The sequence below is a fragment of the Bradyrhizobium sp. P3_C3 genome (genome assembly GCF_056402655.1).
Genome location: NZ_JBFUGY010000016.1, coordinates 1 through 22,280 on the forward strand (window position 1 = coordinate 1; position 22,280 = coordinate 22,280).

Annotated in this window: 14 protein-coding genes and 1 pseudogene; 8 read left to right on the plus strand and 7 right to left on the minus strand. The window is 65.3% G+C overall.

The genetic code is table 11. The features are described 5' to 3' along the window. Positions 1-225 (plus strand): annotated as a pseudogene (locus tag AC1DW2_RS19525) (IS481 family transposase); the annotation flags it as partial. A gap of 27 nt (positions 226-252) precedes the next feature. On the opposite strand, the gene AC1DW2_RS19530 reads toward AC1DW2_RS19525, so the two are convergent. From AC1DW2_RS19530 to AC1DW2_RS19545, 4 genes are all read right to left on the minus strand, one after another. After that, the gene (locus AC1DW2_RS19530; RefSeq protein WP_208088798.1) at positions 253-3,408 is read right to left on the minus strand and encodes a multidrug efflux RND transporter permease subunit; all 3,156 of its coding nucleotides are present in this window, start codon (positions 3,406-3,408) and stop codon (positions 253-255) included. A gap of 6 nt (positions 3,409-3,414) precedes the next feature. Next, positions 3,415-4,608, minus strand: a complete 1,194-nt coding sequence (locus tag AC1DW2_RS19535; RefSeq protein ID WP_135214703.1) for an efflux RND transporter periplasmic adaptor subunit — start codon at positions 4,606-4,608, stop codon at positions 3,415-3,417. 300 nt (positions 4,609-4,908) lie between these two features. Continuing rightward, on the minus strand, positions 4,909-7,530 hold the full coding sequence (locus AC1DW2_RS19540) for an autotransporter family protein (RefSeq protein WP_477006979.1): 2,622 nt from the start codon (positions 7,528-7,530) through the stop codon (positions 4,909-4,911). Positions 7,531-7,835: 305 nt separating this feature from the next. Further along, a complete protein-coding gene (locus AC1DW2_RS19545; RefSeq protein WP_477006980.1) occupies positions 7,836-8,861 on the minus strand; it encodes an SAM-dependent methyltransferase in 1,026 nt (341 codons plus the stop codon). Positions 8,862-9,243: 382 nt separating this feature from the next. Between AC1DW2_RS19545 and AC1DW2_RS19550 the strand changes: the two genes are divergently transcribed. The 3 genes from AC1DW2_RS19550 (at position 9,244) to AC1DW2_RS19560 (ending at position 11,901) form a co-directional block, all read left to right on the plus strand. After that, positions 9,244-10,269 carry a flagellar motor protein MotA gene (locus tag AC1DW2_RS19550; protein WP_071916659.1) on the plus strand — a complete coding sequence of 342 codons (1,026 nt, stop codon included), beginning with the start codon at positions 9,244-9,246 and terminating at the stop codon, positions 10,267-10,269. 157 nt (positions 10,270-10,426) lie between these two features. Next, a complete protein-coding gene (locus AC1DW2_RS19555) occupies positions 10,427-11,455 on the plus strand; it encodes a peptidoglycan -binding protein (protein WP_477006981.1) in 1,029 nt (342 codons plus the stop codon). Further along, on the plus strand, positions 11,455-11,901 hold the full coding sequence (locus AC1DW2_RS19560) for a GNAT family N-acetyltransferase (protein WP_477006982.1): 447 nt from the start codon (positions 11,455-11,457) through the stop codon (positions 11,899-11,901). Before AC1DW2_RS19555 ends, AC1DW2_RS19560 begins: the two co-directional genes overlap by 1 nt. Before the next feature lie 156 nt (positions 11,902-12,057). Here the strand turns inward: AC1DW2_RS19560 and AC1DW2_RS19565 are convergent, their stop codons facing one another. After that, on the minus strand, positions 12,058-13,902 hold the full coding sequence (locus AC1DW2_RS19565; protein WP_477006983.1) for an ABC transporter ATP-binding protein/permease: 1,845 nt from the start codon (positions 13,900-13,902) through the stop codon (positions 12,058-12,060). 200 nt (positions 13,903-14,102) lie between these two features. Here AC1DW2_RS19565 and rpmE point away from each other — a divergent pair, with 200 nt between their 5' ends. Beyond that, entirely contained in the window at positions 14,103-14,330 is a 228-nt protein-coding gene (gene rpmE / locus AC1DW2_RS19570; protein ID WP_007599895.1) for a 50S ribosomal protein L31, read from the plus strand. A 186-nt stretch (positions 14,331-14,516) separates the two neighbouring features. On the opposite strand, the gene rcdA is transcribed toward rpmE, so the two are convergent. Further along, complete coding sequence (gene rcdA, locus AC1DW2_RS19575) at positions 14,517-15,026, minus strand: protease adaptor protein RcdA (protein WP_028148425.1); 510 nt, start codon at positions 15,024-15,026, stop codon at positions 14,517-14,519. Positions 15,027-15,652: 626 nt separating this feature from the next. Continuing rightward, positions 15,653-15,844 carry a DUF1192 domain-containing protein gene (locus AC1DW2_RS19580; protein WP_477006984.1) on the minus strand — a complete coding sequence of 64 codons (192 nt, stop codon included), beginning with the start codon at positions 15,842-15,844 and terminating at the stop codon, positions 15,653-15,655. A 275-nt stretch (positions 15,845-16,119) separates the two neighbouring features. Here AC1DW2_RS19580 and metG point away from each other — a divergent pair, with 275 nt between their 5' ends. From metG to AC1DW2_RS19595, 3 genes are all read left to right on the plus strand, one after another. After that, positions 16,120-17,799: a methionine--tRNA ligase gene (gene metG / locus AC1DW2_RS19585; RefSeq protein WP_477006985.1), complete on the plus strand. Its 1,680-nt coding sequence runs from the start codon at positions 16,120-16,122 to the stop codon at positions 17,797-17,799. A gap of 67 nt (positions 17,800-17,866) precedes the next feature. Then, on the plus strand, positions 17,867-18,865 hold the full coding sequence (locus AC1DW2_RS19590; RefSeq protein ID WP_441497692.1) for an NAD(P)H-quinone oxidoreductase: 999 nt from the start codon (positions 17,867-17,869) through the stop codon (positions 18,863-18,865). A 154-nt stretch (positions 18,866-19,019) separates the two neighbouring features. Beyond that, on the plus strand, positions 19,020-21,896 hold the full coding sequence (locus tag AC1DW2_RS19595) for an EAL domain-containing protein (protein ID WP_071916666.1): 2,877 nt from the start codon (positions 19,020-19,022) through the stop codon (positions 21,894-21,896). Positions 21,897-22,280 lie beyond the last annotated feature (384 nt).

Here is a 22,280-nt window from a genome sequence, read left to right on the forward strand (position 1 = left end):
ATCGTGCGCAGGGTCTCATCGACAAGACCCTACATCTCCTTCAAGGGACGCTTCTGGAAAGTTCCCCAGGCCTTCGCCCGCGAACGCCTTGCCATCCGGCCACTGGTTCGTGACGGCCACTACGGAATCTTCTTCGCCAGCTGGCAGGTCGCATCGATCGACTTGACCAATGGCCAACCTGTCAGTGATGTGTCCGAACAGGTGTCAGCCATGTCTCCGGACTAAACACTGCGCGGGGCATGACAGCTCGCCTTATGGCTTGACCGGCGCGGGCGGCCCATACGTCTCGCCGTCCTTCGCGGCCTTCGGCTCCCTGTCCCCGGCCAGCACGCGCTGCACCGAGACGAAGAACACCGGCACCATCAGCAGCGCCAGGATCACCACCGCGATCATGCCGCCCATCACGATGCTGCCGAGCGCTTGCTGGCTGGCGCCGCCGGCGCCGTGCGCGATCGCCATCGGCAGCACGCCGCAGATGAAGGCAAGGCCGGTCATCAGGATCGGGCGGAAGCGCAGGCGACAGGCCTCGATGGTGGCGTCCACCAGCGGCTTGCCTTCCTTGCGCAGATCCTTGGCGAACTCGATGATCAGGATCGCGTCCTTGGCCGCGAGGCCGATGATGGTGATCAGGCCGACGGTGAAATAGACGTCGTTGGGCAGGCCGCGCAGCATCGCCGCGGCCACGGCGCCGACGATGCCGAGCGGCACCGTGAGCAGCACCGCGAGCGGAATGGTCCAGCTCTCGTAGAGCGCGGCAAGACACAGGAACACCACGAACACCGACAGCGCCAGCAGGAACGGCGCCTGCGAGCCCGACAGTTTTTCCTGGAGCGACTGTCCGGTCCATTCATAGCCGAAGCCGCGCGGCAATTTGCCGGCAAGCCGTTCCATCTCGGCGATCGCGTCGCCCGATGTGAAGCCGGGTTTCGCCTCGCCGGAGATGCGCACTGCGGGATAATAGTTGAAGCCCGCGATCTGCGTCGGGCCGCGCGCCCATTCGACGGTGGCGAAGGAGGAGAACGGCACGAGCTGGCCACGGCTGTTCTTGACGTTGTAGTTGAGGATGTCCTCGGTCCGCATGCGGTCGCGGGCATCCGCCTGCACCACGACGCGCTGCATGCGGCCGCGGTTCGGAAAGTCGTTGATGTAGTTCGAGCCGAGATTGGTCGAGATCGTGTTGTTGATGTCCTCGAAGGTGACGCCGAAGGCGCCGGCCTTCTCGCGGTCGATCACGAGATTGACCACGCCGGCCTCGGGCAGGCCCTCGATATAGACCTTCTGCAGCACGGGGCTGGCATTGGCCTCCGCGATCAGCTGGTCGGCAGCGCGCATCAATGCCGGATAGCCTTTCTGGCCGCGGTCCTGGAGGCGGAACGAGAAGCCCGAGGAATTGCCGAGATTGTCGATCGGCGGCGGCTGGAGTGCAGAGATCTTTGCATCGCGGATCGACGCCCCCAGATCGCGGTTGATGTCGTTGACGATCGCGGCGGCGGAGTCCTTCGGCCCGCGCTCGGACCAGTCCTTCAGCGTGATGAAGGCCTGCGCGGTGTTCATGCCCTGGCCGGAGAAGCTGAAGCCGGTGAGGAAGGTGACATCCTTCACACCCGGCCGCTCGGCGAGATATTTCTCGACCTTCTCGATGACGGCCTCGGTGCGGGGGTACGACGAATCCGACGGCGTCTGCACGTCGGTGGTGACGAAGCCCTGGTCGTCGATCGGCAGGAAGCCACCGGGCAGGCTGACGAAGGCCCAGGAGAGACCAACCAGCAGCGCGACATAAACCAGCATCAGGCGGCCGGTCCGCTTCAGCGAGAAGCCGACGGTGCGGGAATAGCCTTCCTTGCCGCCTTCGAGCATGCGGTTGAACCAGCCGAACACGCCCCGCTTCGCATGGCCGTGGCCGGCCGCGACGGGCTTCAGAATCGTCGCGCACAGCGCCGGCGTCAGCGACAGCGCGAGGAAGGCGGAGAAGCCGATCGCGGCGACCATGGTCACCGAGAACTGGCGGTAGATGATGCCGACCGAGCCCGGGAAGAACGCCATCGGCACGAACACCGCCATCAGCACCAGCGTGATGCCGATGATGGCGCCCGATATCTGCGCCATCGCCTTCCGCGTCGCTTCCTTCGGCGGCAGACCTTCCTCGGACATGATGCGCTCGACGTTCTCGACTACGACGATGGCGTCGTCGACGAGGATGCCAACCGCGAGCACCATGCCGAACATCGAGAGCATGTTGATGGAATAGCCGGCGAGCAGCAGCGTGGTGCACGCGCCCAAGAGCGCCACGGGCACCACGATGGTCGGGATGATGGTGTAGCGGATGTTCTGCAGGAACAGGAACATCACCACGAACACCAGCACCACGGCTTCGACCAGCGTCGTCAGCACCTTCTTGATCGAGGCCTCGACCACGGGCGTGATGTTGTAGGGGATCTCGTAGGAGATGTTGGCCGGGAAGAAGCGCGACAACTCCTTCATCTTCTCCTCGACCGCGCTCGCGGTCGCCAGCGCGTTGCCGGTCGGCGACATCAGCACGGAGAGGCCCGCGGTCGGCTTGCCGTTCAGGCGCGTGTTGAACTGGTAGCTGAGGCCGCCGACCTCGATGCGTGCGACGTCGCGCAACCGCACGGTCGAACCGTCGGCATTGGCGCGCAGGATGATGGAACCGAATTCGTCCGGCGACGAGAGCTGGCCCTTGACCAGCACCAGCGAGGAGGTGCGCTGGCTTGAGGTCGACGGCTCGGCGCCGATGCTGCCCGAAGCGACCTGTGCGTTCTGCGCGGCGATCGCCTTGTTGACGTCGTCGGCGGTCAGCCCGTAGCCGACCAGCTTTGCCGGATCGACCCAGACGCGCAAGCTGCGCTCGGTCGAATAGAGCGTGGCGCGGCCGACGCCGGGGATGCGGCGGATCTCGCCGAGCACGTTGCGGATCATGAAGTCGCCGAGGCCGACTTCGTCGAGGCTGCCGTCGGTCGAGTTCAACGTGATGATCTGGAGCACGGCGCTCGAGGCTTCCTCGATCAGGATGCCCTGCTGGATCACCGCGCGAGGCAGCCGCGCTTCGACGCGCTTGATGCGGTTCTGCACCTCGACGGAGGCGGCGCTGGTATCGGTGCCCGGCTGGAAATTGGCGATGATCTCGACCTGGCCGAGCGAGTCGCTGGTCGATTCGAAATTGAGGATGCCGGAGGCGCCGTTGAGCTCCTCCTCGATCAGCCGGGTGACGCTGTTGTAGAGGTTTTCGGGCGAGGCGCCGGGATAGCTGGTCGAGATCGAGATCGAGGGCGGCGCGATGATCGGATATTGCGCGATCGGCAGCAGCGGAACCGCGATCGCGCCGATCAAGCAGATGAACAGCGCGACCACCCAGGCGAAGATCGGCCTGTCGATGAAGAAACTCGCCATGGCGCGTTACCGCGTCAGCTTCTGGGCGTGCCGATTGTCCGCGGTGGCGTCCGCTTCCGACCAGGATTGCGGCTTCACCTTGTCGCCGGCGGCGAACTTCTGGAAGCCTTCGACCACGACCTTGTCGCCGGCCTTCAGGCCCTCGGTCACGAACCAGAGTCCGTCCTGCACCGACCCCGTGCGCACCGGCTGCACGGCGATGTGGTTGTCGTCCTTGACGACGAACACCTCGCTGCCGCCGCCGCCATTGCGCTGGATCGCCTGCTGCGGCACCGCGATCGCGTCGCTGTCGAGACCCTGGTCGATCCGGACGCGGACATACATGCCCGGCAGCAGCTCGCGCTTGGGATTGCGGAATTCGCCGCGCAGGGTCACCTGGCCGGTATGGGCATCGACCTTGGCGTCCGAGAACAGCAGCTTGCCGTCGAGCGAATAAAGGGTGTTGTCGTCGAGCACGAGGCGCACCTTGGCGGCGTCGGCCGCGATGCGCTCGAGGTCGCCGCTCTCGAAGGCGCGGCGGAGCTGGTTGAGCTCGGTCACCGACTGGGTGAAGTCGGCATAGATCGGATCGAGTTGCTGGATGCTGGCGAGGTTGGTCTCGTTCTGCACCGCGAGCGCACCCTCGCTGACCAGCGCCGCACCGACGACGCCGTCGATCGGCGCGCGCACGGTGGCATAGTCGAGATTGAGTTTGGCGCGCGCGAGTTCCGCCTTGCGGCCTTCGACCTCGGCATGGGCCTGACGCTCGGCCGCGATCGCCTTCTCGTTCTCGGCTTCCGGGGCAGCGCGATCCTTGGTGAGGGTGGCGATGCGGTGCGCCTGCTGCCTGGCCTGCATCAACCCGGCCTCGGCCTTGGCGACGGCGGCCTCGGTGGCCATCACCTCGACCTCGAACGGACGCGGATCGATGCGATAGAGCGCATCGCCCGCCTTCACCTCGCTGCCCTGACGGAACAGGCGCTCGACCACGATGCCGGAGATGCGCGGCCGCACGTCGGAGACGCGCGTCGGCGCGATGCGGCCCGGCAGCTCGCGCACCACGGCGCGCGGCTGCGGCTTGACGATGACGATGCTGACGTCAGGATCGGCGGGCTGGGCAGCGGACACCGCAGAGACGGATTCGTCGCAGCCCGCGAGCAGCGGCGTAAAGGCCGCGAGCATCATTGCAACGCATGCCGATCGCGCGCGAAGTCCTGACATGAAGTTAAGTGCCCCGATGTTGTTGAAACTGAAATCACGCTCCGCGCGAGCCCGTTCTGGGCGATTCCATGCGGCTGATGCCGTCAAGATAGAACGTACTTGCTGCGACGCAACGCATTGCGCGGGCGGCTCAATGCCACATGACCTATCATGCTGAGTTCAGTGCGCTTTTCGGGACTCACCGGATTGTGAGTCGGGTTCCATCACCGCGAGCTGCGACAGAAGATCGCAACGGAACGTTACGAACCTGAAAGACGACAGTCTTTCGGCCCGGCACGGCGCCGGTACAAAGCGCAGGATTCACCACGTGAGGCGGAAGCCGCCGGTGCCCTTGTAGTTGCGGTTGTCCGAGCTGTTGTCGAGGCTCGCATTGTAGGAGACCTCGCCGAAGACGGCGTAGCGCCCATTCGCCCAGCTGTAGGTGCCGCCGCCGCCGATGCTGCCCCACAGCCGATCCTGCGCATTGGCAAAACCGATGCCTGCGACATCGACATTGGTGCCGTTGAGGAACTCGTAACGCAGATTGGCAATGCCGTAGACATCGGATCGCACGATGCCCGTGGCATCGTTCCAGGTCCTCTGGTGGTTGAGGGCAAGGCCGGCGCGGCCGAGCAGGCTGTCACCATCGCGCAACGCTACCTGCGCGCCGAACCGATCGGCGAAGCTGTCGAAGGCGACCTTCGAATAGGAGAGCTGCGCCTGCGGCGTCAGTGACCAACCGTTGCCGAAGCCGATCCGCTTGCCGGTTTCGGCGCTGAAGGCATAGCCGAACCCTTCATTGCCGTGGGTCAGGGTGTCAGCCAGCACGGACGACAGATCGCTGTGGTAGAACATCGACTGCGCCTGACCGTCGACATAGAAGCCGTTGTCGCCATACCAGGTCAGCGTGCTGCCGACTCCCGTTCCCTCAACACGGATACGGCCATTGCCGAAGAACGACGCGACATTGGCGGTCGTCAGACCATATTGCGCGGTGAGGCCGACGATCAGCCGGCCCCGCTCGTTCTCCAGCACAAGGCCGTCGAGCCCCGTCTGCACTTTCAAATGATCGGCCTTGTAGGTCGAGCCGGTGGTGTTGGAGGGCTGCAAGTCGGAATGGCCACCTTCGATGCGGCCCCAGAACGCCGTGGGCGCCGGCGCAGCCGCGGCTGTCGCCGGCGCGGCTCCGACCCGCGCCATGGCGTCGCTGCCGCCCCAATAGCGGTTGCCGACGCGCTGCTGCAGCGTCGGCAGATCGTTCATGCCGAGCAGCACCTGCGCGTAGTTCTCGTACAGCGGAACGCCCGGCTGATAGAGCGGACCGGGAGGTACCGAGACCGGCGGATTGATCAGGCTCGAGCGCAGATACCAATCGCCGTCGCCGGGAGTGGCGATGCCGTTCTTCTGCAACGTATAGGCATAGGCGCCGCCGACCACCGCCTGCTCGCCGTGAAGGACATAGCTGCCCAGAAGCGAAAAACTGCCGTTGGACGCGCCGGCCACGTCTATCACCTTGATGCCTTCGGTGGTCTGCACGCCGGTGCCGCCGACATTGGTGATACGCAGCGACGACGAGCCCGACGTGCTGCCCTGCACCCGCAACAGGTCGGTCGGCGAGCCGTCGCCGCCGAGCCGGGTGTTGAGCTGAACCGTGCCGCCATTGCCGACGTAATTGCCGGCCACGGTCAGCGTGGTTCCCGGCGCGCCACCGAGGGTGACCGTGCCGGCATTGCCGAGCGAGGTGAGCGTTTGATTGAAGCCGGCGAGGTCGAGTGTGCCGCCGGCAGCCACGTTGAAGGCCGACGCTGCGCTGAACGTGTTCGCCGCTCCCGCGCGCAGCGTACCGCCGGTCACGTTTGTCGCCCCGTTGTAGGTATTGGCGCCGGTCAGTGTCTGCGCGCCGCCGCTGACTGTCAGGCCGCCCGTGCCACCGATCACGCCGGCGAACGTGTCGTTCGCGTTGGTGATCGTCAGGTTCTTCGCGCCGAGACTGACGCCGCCGCTGCCGGCGAGGCTCTGAATGCTGGTGCCGCCGGCGGTGATGCCGGAAATATCGAACGTCCCATTGGCGACGACGCGGCTCGAGTTGGCGATGGCGCCGGCACCGGTGAGCGCAAGGATACCGGCCTGGATCACGGTCTGGCCGGCATAAGGGCTGCTGGCGGCGAGGTTCAGGATGCCGTTGCCGATCTTGGTCAGTCCGCCGGCGCCCGTGAAGGCGGAGGTGGCATCGGTGCCGACCGTGAACGCGCCGGTGTCGATCGTCAGCCCGCCCGCGAGGATGTTGAGCTTGGTGCCTGAAAATCCGTTGATGAAGGTCGCGTTGCTGGCAGTCGCCCGCAGGATACCATTGTCGAAATTGGCCTGGCTCGCGCCGGGTCCGCCCCGCAACGATTGAGTTTGCAGCATGCCGCCGCCACTGACGTTGAGCGTGCCGGAAGAGGAGGCGTTGCCGCCCAGGATCGTGCCGACTCCTGTGGCGACTGCTCCGCCATTTTGAATGTTGAGCGTGCCGACGCCTAGAAAGCCGACATAAAAGGTTCCGGCGGGTACGTTCCATCGCGATCCCGGTCCGGTGACAGTCACGATTCCGGTGCTTCCGGCCGAAATTCCGATCCGCGATGAGCCGGTACTCGTCAGCGTGCTGCCGTTCTGGATCGTCAGATTGCCGGCCGTTGCACCGCTGTTGCCAATGGACATCGTCCCCACCGAAACGCTGAACGGGCCGCCGACGCCGAGGATCGTCTCCCTCTGCGGCGGCGCGCCCAGGATACCGATGTTGACGGTTTGACCTGGAACGGGAGGGGATGCGGTCGTCCAGTTGCCGCCGGCCATCCAATCGTTGCTGGTCAAGCCGGTCCAATTGGCCTGCGCCGAGGCTGATCGTGCGAACAGCGCCGACAGCGCCACAACCAACAGGCTCGCCAGCAGCAAGCGAAGCATTCGCGTCCGGGTGGTGCCGGGGGAACAATGCCGAGTCCGATTCGGACTCCTGCGAAGCATGTCATCTGATTGTCGTCGGATCGTCGCAGCAGCCCCGATGCATTCGCGCATGCGCAATTCCAATTGCGTCCGCACCGTTCGTGGATGCGGATTTTCTTGTCGTGTGGTCCACGAAGTACAACCACAACGCTAGGCGAGCAGAAACGATCAGACAACAATCGAAACGTGCTGCTCCGAAGATACACACGGCGTGTGCCGTTTGCGCAACGAAAGACGCTTAACAAGTTCTTTCGGGAGTACGCGCCCTAACCCGCCTTCATCCGGTAGTGGCTGACACCCCATTCGCTGCCATCGGCGTAGCCGAACAGTCCTGATGTCGCGAGGAAGAACCAGCGCCAGCGTCGCATCCACAAAGCGGTCTCCTCGCCATGGACGCTGCGCAGGGACGCTTCGATCGTGTCGCGATGCGCATCGAAATTGGCGAGCCAGTCGTTCGCGGTGCGCTGATAGTGCGTTCCGCTCCAGCACCATTCCTTCTCGATCCTGAAGACGTCGCCGAATTGCCTGACGAGGTGATGGCTCGGCATCAATCCATCCATGAAGACATGCTGCGCGATCCAGTCCTCGCGATTGGCGCGGTCGAACAGATGAGAGCCGGAACGATGGGTGACGATGTGCATGAAGAAGCGGCCGTCAGGCGCGAGCCAGGACCGCACGCGCGTCATCAGCTTGCGCCAGTTCATCATCTGCTCGAACATCTCGACCGAGACGATGCGGTCGAACTGCCCATCGGGCGCGAACACGTTCATGTCCGCGGCGACCACGCCCAGGTTCAACAGCCCGCGCAGCCGCGCCTGCTCCTCGACATAGGCGCGCTGGGCCTGCGAGTTCGACACCGCCGTCACCTTCGCGTGCGGGAACCGCCGCGCCATCCACAGCGACAGCGAGCCCCAGCCGCAGCCGAGCTCGAGGATGGTCTGGCCGTCGGCGAGACCAGCGTGCTCGACGGTCTGGCGCAGCGCCTCCTCCTCCGCCTCCTGCAGGGTGCTCGCATCGGACTTGTAGAAGCAGGACGAATAATTGCGGTTGGGGCCGAGCACCTCCGCAAAGAACGCCGCGGGCACCTCGTCATGCCCGGCATTGACGGCATCCGCGTCCCCGGCGATCGGCCGCAGGATCATCCGCCCGGCGAAGGCGGCATCGTCGGCCGCGCCCAACGCGGACATGCGCGTCGCCGTGCGCGAGCACAGGCGCTGGATCGCGGCGCGGATCACGACGTCCGGCAGCGGCACGCGTTCGGCAGTCCCGAAGATCGCGGAAACGACGCTCATGCGATCACTCCGTTGATCAGGTCTCGTTGTGGCGGCGGCGGAAGGAACGGGCAGGTTCGGGCGTTGCCACCCGCCCGGCGGGCTCTGAGGTCCAGACGGGATCTACCGCGCCGCAGATGCCGCCGCGCCACCCAGGCGAGCGCCATCCGGACCGCGAGCAAGAGCGCGATGACGGCCATTCCCCAGGATTCGTCACCATGCAAAAAATCCGACCTAAGCCTGCGGAATGCCGAAGTTTTGCAAATTGCGCCTCTATCAAAGCGCGGTTTCAGCTTTGGGTTCCGGGAGCTCTCCACGAAATCGGCACATCCGGCGCTTTTTTTGGGCTACCGCTGTGCCATAGTGCGCCCCGCAAGCAAGTTCGTAACGGATGATACCGGCCATGCCGCCAGGCGCCTCGCACCGCTCCCCCATCGATATCGAATATACCAAGCTATCCTCACCCAGCGTTTTCCTGGTGCGGATGCTGGTCTTTCTGGTGCTGTGCACCCTGGTCGGCGTGGTGCTCTACAAGCAGATCATCCTGGCCTTCTTCGCCAATCCCGGCCTCAATGCCCTGATCGGCGGCGTGCTGTTCATCGGCATCATCCTGGCTTTCCGGCAGGTGATCCGGCTCTACCCCGAAGTCTCCTGGGTCAACAATTTCCGCATCGCCGATCCCGGCCTGGCGCCGTCCCGGCACCCGAAACTGCTGGCGCCGATGGCCATGATCCTCGGCGGTGAGCGCACCGGGCGGATGACGATCACCCAGACCACCATGCGGCACCTGCTCGATTCGATCGCGACCCGCCTGGACGAGGCCCGGGACATCTCCCGCTACATGACCGGCTTGCTGGTCTTCCTCGGCCTGCTCGGCACCTTCTGGGGCCTGATCGAGACGGTCGGCTCGGTCGGCAAGGTGATCGACGGGCTCAAGGTCGGGGGCGATTCCGGCGCCCTGTTCGACACGCTGAAGGAGGGCCTCGCCGCCCCGCTCGGCGGCATGGGCATCTCGTTCTCGAGCTCGCTGTTCGGCCTCGCCGGCTCGCTGATCCTCGGCTTCCTCGATCTGCAATCGAGCCAGGCCCAGAACCGCTTCTACACCGACCTCGAAGACTGGCTCGCCACCACCGTGCGCGAATATGGCCACGGCGAGGTTGCGGTCGCAGCCGCCGGTGGCGGCGGCGGCGTTGCCAGCGGCGAGCTCCAGGCCGCCGTCGAGCGCTTACGCTCCGTGCTCGAGGAAGGCAGCGCCAGCCGCGGCACCACGGCGGCAATGGCGAGCCTTGCCGAAGCCATCCAGGCGCTGGTCTCGCACATGCGGACCGAGCAGCAGATGATCCGCGAATGGGCCGACGGCCAGGGCGAGCAGAACCGTGAGATCCGCCGCCTGCTGGAGCGCATCGCGCGCCAGCCGGAGAAGGGTTAGCGACACGACGAAGGTTTCGTGCCCCGGACGCGATGCGGCACGAAGTGGTGCATCGCGTCCGGGGCCCAGAGCCTTCACCGAGACAAATAGGTCCCGGCTCTGCGCAGCAGCGTTGCACGCTGCAGCGCGTCCGGGACACGAGAGAACGGAGACGACAATGGCTCTAGCCCGCGGCCGCCGCAGCGAAGCCGGCTTCAACTACTGGCCCGGATTCGTCGACGCGCTGTCGACGCTGGTGCTGTCGATCGTGTTCCTGCTGTCGGTGTTCCTGGTCGTGCAGTTCTTCCTGTCGCAGGAGGTCACCGGCAAGGACAAGGCGCTGGAGCAGCTCAACGCCAAGATCGCCCAGCTCAACGAGCTCTTGTCGCTGGAGAAGCTCGGCAAGCTCACGCTGGACGACCAGGTCTCGCAATTGAAAGCGGGCCTCGCCTCGGCCGAGACCGAGCGCGATCGCATCAAGGGGCTCTATGACGGCCTCGCCGCCGCCGGCAACGACGCCCAAGGCAAGTCCACCGAGCTCGGCAAGGCGCTGGACTCGGAGAAGGCGGTGTCGGCGCGGGCGCTGGCGCAGATCGAGGTGCTGAACCAGCAGATCAGCGCGCTGCGGCGGCAACTGGCGGCGCTGGAMGAGGCGCTCGACGCCAGCGAGAAGCGCGACAAGGAATCGCAGAACCGCATCGCCGATCTCGGGTCTCGCCTGAATGTTGCCTTGGCGCAGCGCGTGCAGGAATTGTCGCGTTATCGCTCGGAGTTCTTCGGCCGCCTGCGCACCATCCTCGGCAACCGCCCTGACATCCGCATCGTCGGCGACCGCTTCGTGTTCCAGTCCGAAGTGTTCTTCGACACCGGCCAAGCGACCTTGCTGCCCGAGGGCCGCGCCGAGCTCGACACATTGGCGACCGCGCTGATCGATCTCGACAAGAAGATCCCGAACGAAATCCCCTGGGTGCTGCGCGTCGACGGCCACACCGACGTGCGCCCGGTCAGCGGTGCGAACTTCAAATCGAACTGGGACCTGTCCGCGGCGCGCTCGATCTCGGTGGTGCAGTATCTGATCTCGCTTGGTGTGCCCGCCCAGCGCCTCGTCGCCGCCGGCTTCGGCGAATTCCAGCCGCTCGACGCCTCCAACACGGAAGAGGCCTACAAGCGCAACCGCCGCATCGAGCTGAAGCTGACGGAGCGGTAGTGAGCGCCCTCCACCTCCGCCCCTACCACCCCGAGGACGAAGCCGCCGCGATCGACCTCTGGCATCGCACCTGGCAGCAGGCCTATCCGCAGATCGATTTCGCCGCGCGGCTGGACTGGTGGGGCGAGCGCTGGCGCAAGGATCTGGTGCCGAAAGCCTCGATCGTCGTCGCCGAAGCGGACGGCGTGCTGACCGGCTTCGTCACCATCGACGGCGAAGGCTATCTCGACCAGCTCGTGGTCGATCCCGCGCACTGGGGCTCGGATGCGGCCAGGCTGCTGGTGGATGAGGCCAAGCGCCTGTCGCCGTCGGGTGTCACGCTGCTCGTCAACAAGGACAATGCCCGCGCCATCCGATTCTACGAGCGCAATGGCTTTGCTCATGCCGGCGACGATTTGAACCCGACCTCGGGACGGCCGGTGCTGAAGATGACATGGCGGGCGTGACGAGGTTTGCTGCCGCCCCCCTCCGCTGTCATGCCCCGGCTTGACCGGGCATCCAGTACGCCGCGGCCTCTCCGTATCCTTGCGCTGTCTCTGGAATACTGGATCGCCCGCTTTCGCGGGCGATGACACCGTGAATGAGGCAGCAGGCGGAACGCCTCACGCCCCCTCGAACTGCAACCTTGCCAGCCTCGCATAGAGCCCGTTCGCCGCGACGAGCTCGGCATGCGTGCCCTGCTCGACAATCTTGCCATGGTCCATCACCAGGATGCGGTCGCAGGACAGCACGGTTGCGAGACGATGTGCGATCACCAGCGTGGTGCGGTGGCGCATCAGCTCTTCCAGCGCGGTCTGCACCAGCGTCTCGCTTTCGGCATCGAGCGCGGAGGTGGCCTCATCGAGCAGCAGCAGCGGCGCATCGCGCAGGATGGCGCGGGCGATCGCGATGCGCTGGCGCTGGCCGCCGGACAGCGTGACGCCGCGCTCGCCGAGCGGAGCGTCAAAACCTTCGGGCAGGCGGCGGATGAATTCGGCGGCGTGCGCGAGCTCGGCGGCCCGCTCGACCTCGGCATCGGTCGCATCGGGCCGGCCGAAACGGATGTTCTCGCGGGCGCTGGTGGCGAACACGTTGGATTCCTGCGGCACCAGTGCGATGCGCAAGCGGAAATCGCGCGGATCGGCGGATTTGACCGGCACGCCGTCGAGCGAGATCGCGCCGCCGCGCGGATCGTAGAAGCGCAGCAGGAGATGGAAGATGGTGCTCTTGCCTGCGCCTGAGGGGCCGACGATCGCGACCTTCTCGCCGGGGCGCACGGTGAACGACACAGCATCGAGCACATTGACGTTGGGCCGCGCCGGATAAGCGAAGCTGACATCGTCGAAGCCGACCTCGCCACGCGCAGGCACCGGCAGCGCGCGCGGCGACGCGGGCGCGGTGATGTCGGGCTGCACATGCAGGATCTCGAACAGGCGCTCGGCGGCGCCGGAGGCGGCCGAGACTTCGCCCCAGACCTCGCTGAGCTGGCCGAGGCCGGCCGCGGCGAAGGCCGCGTAGAGCACGAATTGGCCGAGCCGGCCCGGCGAGATCGTGCCGATCAGGACGTCATGCGAGCCGATCCAGAGGATCGCGACCACGCTTGCGAACACGATGAAGATGATGATCGCGGTGAGCACGGCGCGGGCCTGCGTGGAGGTGCGCGCAGCTTCATAGGCCTGCTCGACCTCGCCGCCAAAACGCTTCTCGGCGAGCCCTTCGCTGGTATAGGCCTGCACGGTGCGGATGGCGCCGACCAACTCGCCCGCATAGGCGGAGGCATCGGCCAGCGTGTCCTGCGCATTGCGCGACAGACGCCGCACCCAGCGCCCGAACGCGACCAGCGGCAGCACGATCAGGGGAATGGCGAGCAGCACGAAGCCGGAGAGGCGCGGGCTCGTGATCACCATCATCGCCGCCGCACCGAAGAACATCATGAGATTGCGCAGCGCGATCGAGACGGAGGCACCGACCGCGGACTTGATCTGGGTGGTGTCGGCCGTGAGCCGAGACACCAGCTCACCGCTGCGCGCGGAATCGAAGAAGGCCGGCGAGAGCGAGAGCAGATGCGCGAAGACGTCGCGCCGGAGGTCGGCGACGATGCGCTCGCCGATCGTCATCACAAGGTAGTATCGCGAGGCGCTGGCAAGCGCGAGCACGGCGACGACCGCGATCATCACCGAGAAGTAGCTGTTGATCAGCGCGATGCCTTCCGGCGTCAGGCCGAAATCGATCATCCGCCTCACAGCGATGGGCACCAGTAGCGTCGTCAGCGCCGCGACCGTGAGCGCGACGAAGGCGAGCGCCGCGCGACCGCGATAGCGGGCCACATAGGGCGCGAGTGCCAACAGCGGCCGCAGCTTGGCGCGGCTCTTCGCCGGCGTCTCGATCAACTCGGCTTCGATCGACGGGGCCTCAGGCCCGGCGCGCTCGTCGCGGTACTGGTCGTCAAGCCGTTCCACAGCGCTCATGAGATCGGACCCAAGGAGACATATTAGCTCCACATAGGCCGCTGCGGGGGGAGTGGCAAATCCGGGATGTCCCTTAGGGGACGGCCCGGTTCTCCTTTGCCCACAATGGCTTGTTTTAAAGGGGCCTGTGGGGTATAGACCCCGCCAAATCCGTCATTCGATAGCCACTCAAGACAGGCGCCGGGCGCCGAGGAATTGCCATGAAAGCCGAAATTCATCCGAATTATCATACGATTAAGGTCGTGATGACCGACGGAACCGAGTACCTGACCCGCTCCACCTGGGGCAAGGAAGGCGACACGCTGAACCTCGACATCGACCCGAAGTCGCATCCGGCCTGGACCGGCGGCAACGCCCAGCTGATGGATCGCGGCGGCCGCGTCTCGCGCTTCCAGAAGAAGTTTTCGGGCTTTCTCAAAAAGGATTGATCCCGCCGCAAGGCTGGACACGAAAAACGCCCCCGGTCAGACCGGGGGCGTTTTTGTTTGTGGCGAGACCAGTAGGTGGCGAAGCGTGCCCACCATTCCTTCTACGATCCGGAAAGCAAAATGGTGGGCACGGCGCTTTGCGCCTTTGCCCACCCTACGAGACCTGTGACTACGGCACCTGGGTGCTTACCGCTCGAACGCGGCCTTCAGCGCGTTGAGCTGCGGCACCAGCGGGTTGCCGATCGCCACGTATTCGACCGGCGGGGTGTGGATGGTGGTGTCGAGGCGGCGCACGCGGGTCTGAAGACTCATCGAGCGATGGATCAGATCCTGGAGCTGCGAGGGCAGCTTCTCGACGGTATCGGACGGGCCGGGATCGGCGGCGCTGAGCTTGACCTTGGTCTTCTCCCGATTGGCCTGGCTCAGCGTCATCTCGCCTTCCTTCACCGCGCGGTGCAGCAGCAGCCACGAGGCCAGCTGCATCAGGCGGGTGGTCAGACGCATGCTCTCGGTCGCATAGGTGAGGCTGACGGCGCGATCGAGCGCCTTGGCCTCGGTGCGGCCGGCGCCATCGAGATAGGCGGCCGTCTCTTCCACCAGGTCCATGCCCTCACGGAACAGGACGCCGAACGCCGCAGAATTGGTGAACCGCTCGCTGAGTTGAACGAGAGCACCTTCGGCTTGCAAACGTTCCATGGTTAACGCCCCTTACGCAACTGTCTGACTGTCCGGCTTTGGCGCCGGCTTATGATGAACAAATCATTGCGCGAGCCGGACGCGGAGTCCAGCGACAAGCGCGGATATGGTTTCCGCGCGTCTTTCCTCGGAATTCAACCGGAACGGGACCCAAAAAGGCAAAAAAAGAGCCGCCGGAGACCGGCGGCTTTGAAAGTTGATAACAGGGAGGCGTCAAACAGAGTGGACAGGAGCCACTCGGTGTCCAAACGAGGACAGCTCCAGTCATAAACCCGAAAGCTTAATTGGAAGTAAACGAGCTAATTTTTTGAGAGTTCGTTAGCCATGTCGGTCACTGGCCGAGGGGGCGGCGGAACAAACTCGGCACTCGTCATTCCGGGACGCCACGAAGTCGCGAGCTTTGATGCGCAATTGCGCATCTGAGAATCCATAGCCACAGGCGGATGCGGTGGCCCGGCTCAGCCTGCCCGTTTCAACTGCCCGTGATTATGGATTCCGGGCTCGGCGCTGCGCGCCGCCCCGGAACGACGACGCGAGATAGTTTTGCGCGAAGCATGGGTCCCGGCTCCGCGGAGCAGCGCTACGCCCTGCACCGCGTCCGGGACACGAGAGGTGAGCGCTGGGCTCTACTTCTTGAAAAAACTATCCGCCGCATCGCGCGAGGCGCGCTTTTTGGCAGCGGCTTCCTCGAGCCTTGCGATCTCGGTGTTGAGCAGCGCGACGCGCTCGGTCAGTTCCTCCACTGACAGGAGTGAGAGATCCTGTCCGATTTCATGGCTGACCTTCTTGCGCGGCTTGTCGTCGTCCTCGATAGCCATGTGTCCTCCCGGGCAGTCCTGTCCTGAACGACGCCGATCTGGCGCTTTCCGAGCCGAAATGGTATCGCTTCTGCACAAGGAGAATTTGCAGTGAGTTTCGCGAGCGCGCAACACCTGACGCGAATGCCCCGGCCCAACCGCAAGGAGGTTGACCGGACGGGATAAGCGCGCGTCCACGCGCGTGAGGCATGAGCCGACCCCAAGCCCTTCCGATCATGCGGGAGGGCTTTTGATTTTTCGTCGGTCGGCATCACCAAACGCGAAAGACCGCAGTCATGACCAAAATTCTCATCACCAGCGCCCTTCCCTACGTGAACGGCGTCAAGCATCTCGGCAATCTCATAGGCTCGCTCCTCCCCGCCGATGTCCATGCCCGCTTCAGGCGGCAGATCGGCGACGACGTGCTCTTCATCTGCGCCACTGACGAGCACGGCACGCCGGCTGAGCTCGGCGCGGTTCGCGCCGGACAGGATGTCCGCACTTTCTGCGACGCGCAGCACGCAATCCAGGCCGACATCTACCGCCGGTTCGGCCTCTCCTTCGACCATTTCGGGCGAACCAGCTCGCCACAGAACAGCGCTCTGACGCAGCACTTCTATCGCAGGCTCGACGATGCCGGATTGATCGAGGAACGTAAGTTGCCGCAGGTCTGGTCACCCACGGACGGCCGCTTCCTGCCGGACCGCTACGTGCTCGGCACCTGCCCGCATTGCGGCGACCCGTCCGCGCGCGGTGATCAATGCGACCAGTGTGGCGCGCTGCTCGATCCGCCCGAACTGATCGACCCGCGATCTGCGCTGTCGGGCGACCGGGCGCTGGAGGTCCGCGAAAGCCGCCATCTGTTCCTGCGCCAGTCGCAACTTGTCGGAGCGTTGAGCGCGTGGATCGATAGCCGCTCCGGCTGGCCCTCCTTCGTGGTATCGACCGCGAAAGGCTGGCTGACAGCCGATCTGCGCGATCGCTGCATCACGCGCGATCTGGCCTGGGGCATCCCGGTTCCGCGACAGGGATTCGCCGACAAGGTCTTCTATGTCTGGTTCGACGCGCCGATCGGTTACATCGCCGCCACCCAGGAATGGGCCGCCGCCGCACCTAGCCGCGACTGGCGAAAATGGTGGTGGCAGGCCGACGACGTCCGCTACGTCCAGTTCCTCGGCAAGGACAACATCCCATTCCACACCGTGAGCTTCCCGGCGACGCTGATCGGCTCGAACGAGCCCTGGAAGAGCGTGGACGTGATCAAGGGATTCCACTGGCTCAACTACGAGGGTGGCAAGTTCTCGACCAGCCGCAATCGCGGCATCTTTACCGACCAGGCCCTGGAGGAATTGCCCGCCGATCTCTGGCGCTGGTGGCTGATCGCCAACGCGCCCGAAAGCGCCGACACCGATTTCAACGTTGCCAGGTTCGTCGCCGACGTGAACAAGGATCTCGCCGACATCTTCGGCAACCTCGTCAATCGCATTGTCAGCTTCGCCCATCGGGCCTTCGACGGCCGGATTCCGGAAGGCGGCGCTCCTGACGAGGCCGAGCACCTGCTCGCACGGGAACTGGAGCAGCGTATCGCGACGCTGCGACGGCATCACGAGGCGCTCGAGTTTCGTGCAGCGGCTGCCGCGACGCGCGCGATCTGGGGTGTGGCGAACGCTTACCTGCAGCATGCCGCGCCGTGGACGGCCATCAAGTCCGATCGGCTTCGCGCGGCGATCGTGACACGAACAGGCCTCAATCTGGTCCGCGCCTGCGCCGTGCTGGCGTGGAGTATCGTACCCAGCCTGTCGGAAAATGTGCTGCACGCCTTCGGTGGCGAAGATGTCGCGCCACGCTGGCCCCGTGGCCCAATCGCGGACCTGCTCGACGGCGGCGCCGGCACAGCGATCGCGCCGATCGGTCCACTGGTCGAAAAAATCTCTCCCGAAAGAGCAAGCCATCTGGCGGCGCGGTTCGGGCCTTAATGTCGTTTCACTTCGGCGGAAAAAGGCGATATGCCATCCGCCGAATTCATTCATCCAAGGACACATCATGGACAAGCTGCCCGCGCAAATGACCGTGGTCGCCATCTCCAAGCCCGGTGGACCGGAGGTGCTGGTGCCGGAACAACGTGCCGTTCCGCAGCCCGGTCCCGACGAGATCCTGGTCAAGGTGCAGGCCGCGGGCGTCAACCGTCCCGACGTCGCGCAGCGCTCCGGCGCCTATCCGCCGCCGCCCGGCGCCAGCGACCTGCCGGGGCTCGAGATCGCCGGCGAAGTGGTGGCGGTCGGCAGCAACGCCAAACGGCACAAGATCGGCGACAAGGTGATGTCGCTGGTCGCCGGCGGCGGTTATGCGCAGTACTGCATCGCGCAGGACGCCCAGGCGATGAGCGTGCCGCCGGCGCTGTCGATCAAGGAGGCCGGCGCGCTGCCGGAAACCCTGATGACGGTCTGGCACAACGTGTTCGAGCGCGGCGGCCTGAAGGCCGGCGAGACGCTGCTGATCCATGGCGGCTCCTCCGGCATCGGCACCATGGCGATCCAGCTTGCGAAAGCGTTCGGCGCGAAAGTGTTCGTCACCGTGGGATCGCAGGACAAGATCGATGCCTGCCTCAAGCTCGGGGCCGACCGCGCCATCAACTACAAGACCGAGGACTTCGTCGCCGTGGTCAAGGAAGAGACCGACAAGGCCGGCGCCAACCTGATCCTCGACATGGTCGCCGGCGAGTACGTCGACCGCAACTATGATGCCGCGGCGGTCGACGGCCGCATCGTGCAGATCGCAACCCTCAACGGCCCCAAGGTCAGCGTCAACATCGCCAAGGTGATGGTGAAGCGCCTGACCCATACCGGCTCGACCCTGCGCCCCCGTAGTAATGCGGACAAGGCGGCCATGGTGGCCGCAATCGAGGCGAAAGTGATGCCGCTGTTGCGCGAAGGCCGCGTCAAGCCGCTGATGGACAGCAGTTTCCCGCTGGAAAAGGCATCCGATGCGCACCGGCGCATGGAGACCTCGGCACATATTGGCAAAATTGTGTTGGAGGTCTAGGCCAACGGCCCATCAGGCAAGGCGGAAACCCTTTGATTTTCCTCGCTTTCGTGGCATCTATCGCGACGCGCCGAACCATCTTGTTCCGTTCGGAAAACGCCTTGCACTGACCATCTTGCACTGAAGAGTTTGCGTCGAACGCGGAGAACCGACCTTGCGTCTGATCAGGTGCCTCGCGCCCATAGCGCTGGGCCTCATGATTCTCGTCGCCGCATCCCAGGCGCGCGCGCTGGATGCCGTCAGCGTCCGCGGCGACGCGCCCGCGATCGACCTCACCGGCGTGCTCGAGCATCAGCGCAGTGACGCCGATCGCATCCAGGTCTCCACCGCACCCGGCACCGACGGCATCGTCCGCCGCATCGAGGTGCGCGCCCGCGAGGGCGGCCAGAACTGGGTGGTGTTCGCACTCGCCAACAACACCGACGACCAGCTCGACCGCCTGATCGTCGCCCCGCATTACCGCATCGTCTCGTCGGGCCTGCTGTGGCCCGACCTCGGGCTGTCGCGCATCGCGACCATCACGCCCTCGATCGGCGACCGCCCGGAGCGCCAGGAGAGCGCGACGGCCGACGTGTTCCGCATCACGCTCGATCCCGGCGCCGTCGTCACCTTTGTCGCGGAACTGCGCACCGACAAGCTGCCGCAGCTCTATCTGTGGGAGCCCGAGTCCTACAAGGACAAGGTCAATTCCTTCACGCTCTACCAGGGCATCGTGATCGGCATCTCCGGGCTTTTGGCGCTCGTGCTCACCATTCTGTTCGTGGTGAAGGGCAGCATCATGTTCCCGGCCGCCGCGGCGCTGGCCTGGGCGGTGCTGGTCTATATCGGCGTCGATTTCGGCTTCTGGGGCAAGGTGCTCGATATGTCGAACAACGCCGAGCGCATCTGGCGCGCGGCGGGTGAAGCGATATTGGCGGCGACGCTGCTGGTGTTCCTGTTCGCCTATCTCAACCTCAGTCGATGGCACGTGCGCTATTCGCACATTACGGTGCTCTGGCTTGCCTTCCTGGGTTCGCTGGTGGCGCTCGCCTTGTTCGACCCGGCGGTGGCTTCCGGCATCGCCCGCATGTCGCTGGTGCTGATCGCCTTCGCGGGCTTCGCGCTGATCGTCTACCTCTCCACCCACGGCTTCGACCGCGCGGTGCTGCTGATCCCGACCTGGTTCCTGCTGGTGGTCTGGGTGGTCGCGGCCGGCATGACGGTCGCGGGCTCCGTCACCAACGACATCGTCGGCCCGGCTCTGCTCGGCGGCCTCGTGCTGATCGTGATGCTGATCGGCTTTACGGTGATGCAGCACGCCTTTGCCGGCGGCAGCGCCACCACCGGCGTCGTCTCCGACATCGAGCGGCGCGCGCTGGCGCTGGCCGGCTCCGGCGATCTGATCTGGGACTGGGACGTCTCCGCCGACAAGGTGTTCACCAGCCCGGAGACCGAAGCCCTGCTCGGCCTCAAGCGCGGCACGCTGGAAGGCCCGGCGGCGTCGTGGCTTGAGGTGCTGCATCCGCTCGACCAGGACCGTTTCCGCGCAGCGCTCGACAGCGTGCTCGACCAGCGCCGCGGCCGCCTGGTGCAGGATTTCCGGCTGCGCACGCCGGACGGTCATTTCATGTGGTTCGCGCTGAAGGCGCGCCCGGTGGTCGGCTCGGACGGCGAGGTCTCGCGCGTGGTCGGCACGCTGACCGACGTCACCGAGCTGCGCAACGCCGAGGAGCGCCTGCTGCACGATTCCGTGCATGACAACCTCACCGGGCTGCCCAACCGGAAACTGTTCATGGACCGGCTCGGCGCGGTCGCGCATTTCGCCAAGACCATGCCGACGCTGCGGCCGACGCTGATGGTGATCGACCTCGACCGCTTCAAGCAGGTCAACGATTCCGTCGGCATCGCGGTCGGCGACTCGATCCTGCTGACGCTGGCCCGCCGCCTCACCCGCATCCTGAAGCCGCAGGACACGCTGGCGCGGCTTGCCGGCGACCAGTTCGGCCTGATCCTGCTCTCGGAGCAGGACCCTGCCCGCATCACCGCCTTCGCCGAAACCATCCGCAAGACCATCCGCGCCCCGATCGCCTTCAACGACCGCGAGATTTTTCTCACCGCCTCGATCGGGCTCGCGCTGTCCGATCCGCAGACCCAGTTGACGGACGAGATCATCAAGGACGCCGAGCTTGCGATGTATCATTCCAAGCGGATCGGCGGCGACCGCATCGACGTCTACAAGCCGGCGATGCGCGCGCGAAAGACCGACCGCCTGACGCTGGAGAGCGAGCTGCGCCGCGCCATCGAGCGGCAGGAGCTCACGATCCTGTACCAGCCGATCGTGCGGCTGGAGGATCGCTCGATCGCCGGCTTCGAGGCGCTGGTGCGCTGGGATCATCCGAAGCTCGGACGCATGGCGCCGTCGGAATTCATCAGCATCGCGGAAGAGACCGGCCTGATCGTCGACCTCGGCATGTTCGTGCTCGACCAAACCGCAAAGCAGCTTTCGGTATGGCAACGCGCGATGCGCTCGCGCGAGCCGATCTTCGCCTCCGTCAACGTCTCCTCGCGGCAATTGCTGCGCCACGACCTGATCCACGACATCCGCACCGTACTGTCGCGCTCCTCGGTGGCGCGCGGCACGCTGAAGCTGGAATTGACGGAATCGCTGGTGATGGAGAACCCGGAGCACGCAGCCCAGATGCTGACGCGGATCCGCGAGCTCGGCACCGGGCTGTCGCTCGACGATTTCGGCACCGGCCATTCCTCGCTGGCCTATCTCCAGCGCTTCCCGTTCGACACCATCAAGATCGACCAGTCCTTCGTGCGCACCACCAACCGCGGCACCCGTCCGGTGATCCTGAAGTCGATCATCGCGCTCGCGCATGATCTCGGCATGGACGTGGTCGCGGAAGGCGCCGAGACAGACTCCGACGCGGTCGAGCTCTACCAGATGGGCTGCGAATACGCGCAGGGCTTCGCCTTCGGCGAGCCCATGGACGCGGACGCGGCGATGCGTCTGCTCACCGAAGTGCGGCTGGAAGCGGCGAGCTAGCGCTTATCTTCTTCCGCTCTCCTCCCCGAAAGGGTCGCTCGCAAAGCGAGCGGGGTGCCGCACCGGCGCGCTTATGCCGGGCTTGATCCAGATCAATGGGCCCTGCTCGACCACCATGAAAGATGGCACGCAGCATTCGATCCAGAACGGCTTCGTCATCGAGGTCACTGGGCTCGCAGCTGTCGTTCTCAGAATGAGCAGACCACGCGTCTTTCTCAGGAGTCACGGATGACTCGGCACCTTTTCTACGCGATCGCCCTCATCGGCACCGGCGTGTTCCTCGCCTCATCGGCCGAAGCAGTGACAGCCGCACGATGCGAGGATCGAGGCGCAAACTGCCTCGGCACATGTGCCGACTACACCGGCGGGGCCGGTGACGTTCGA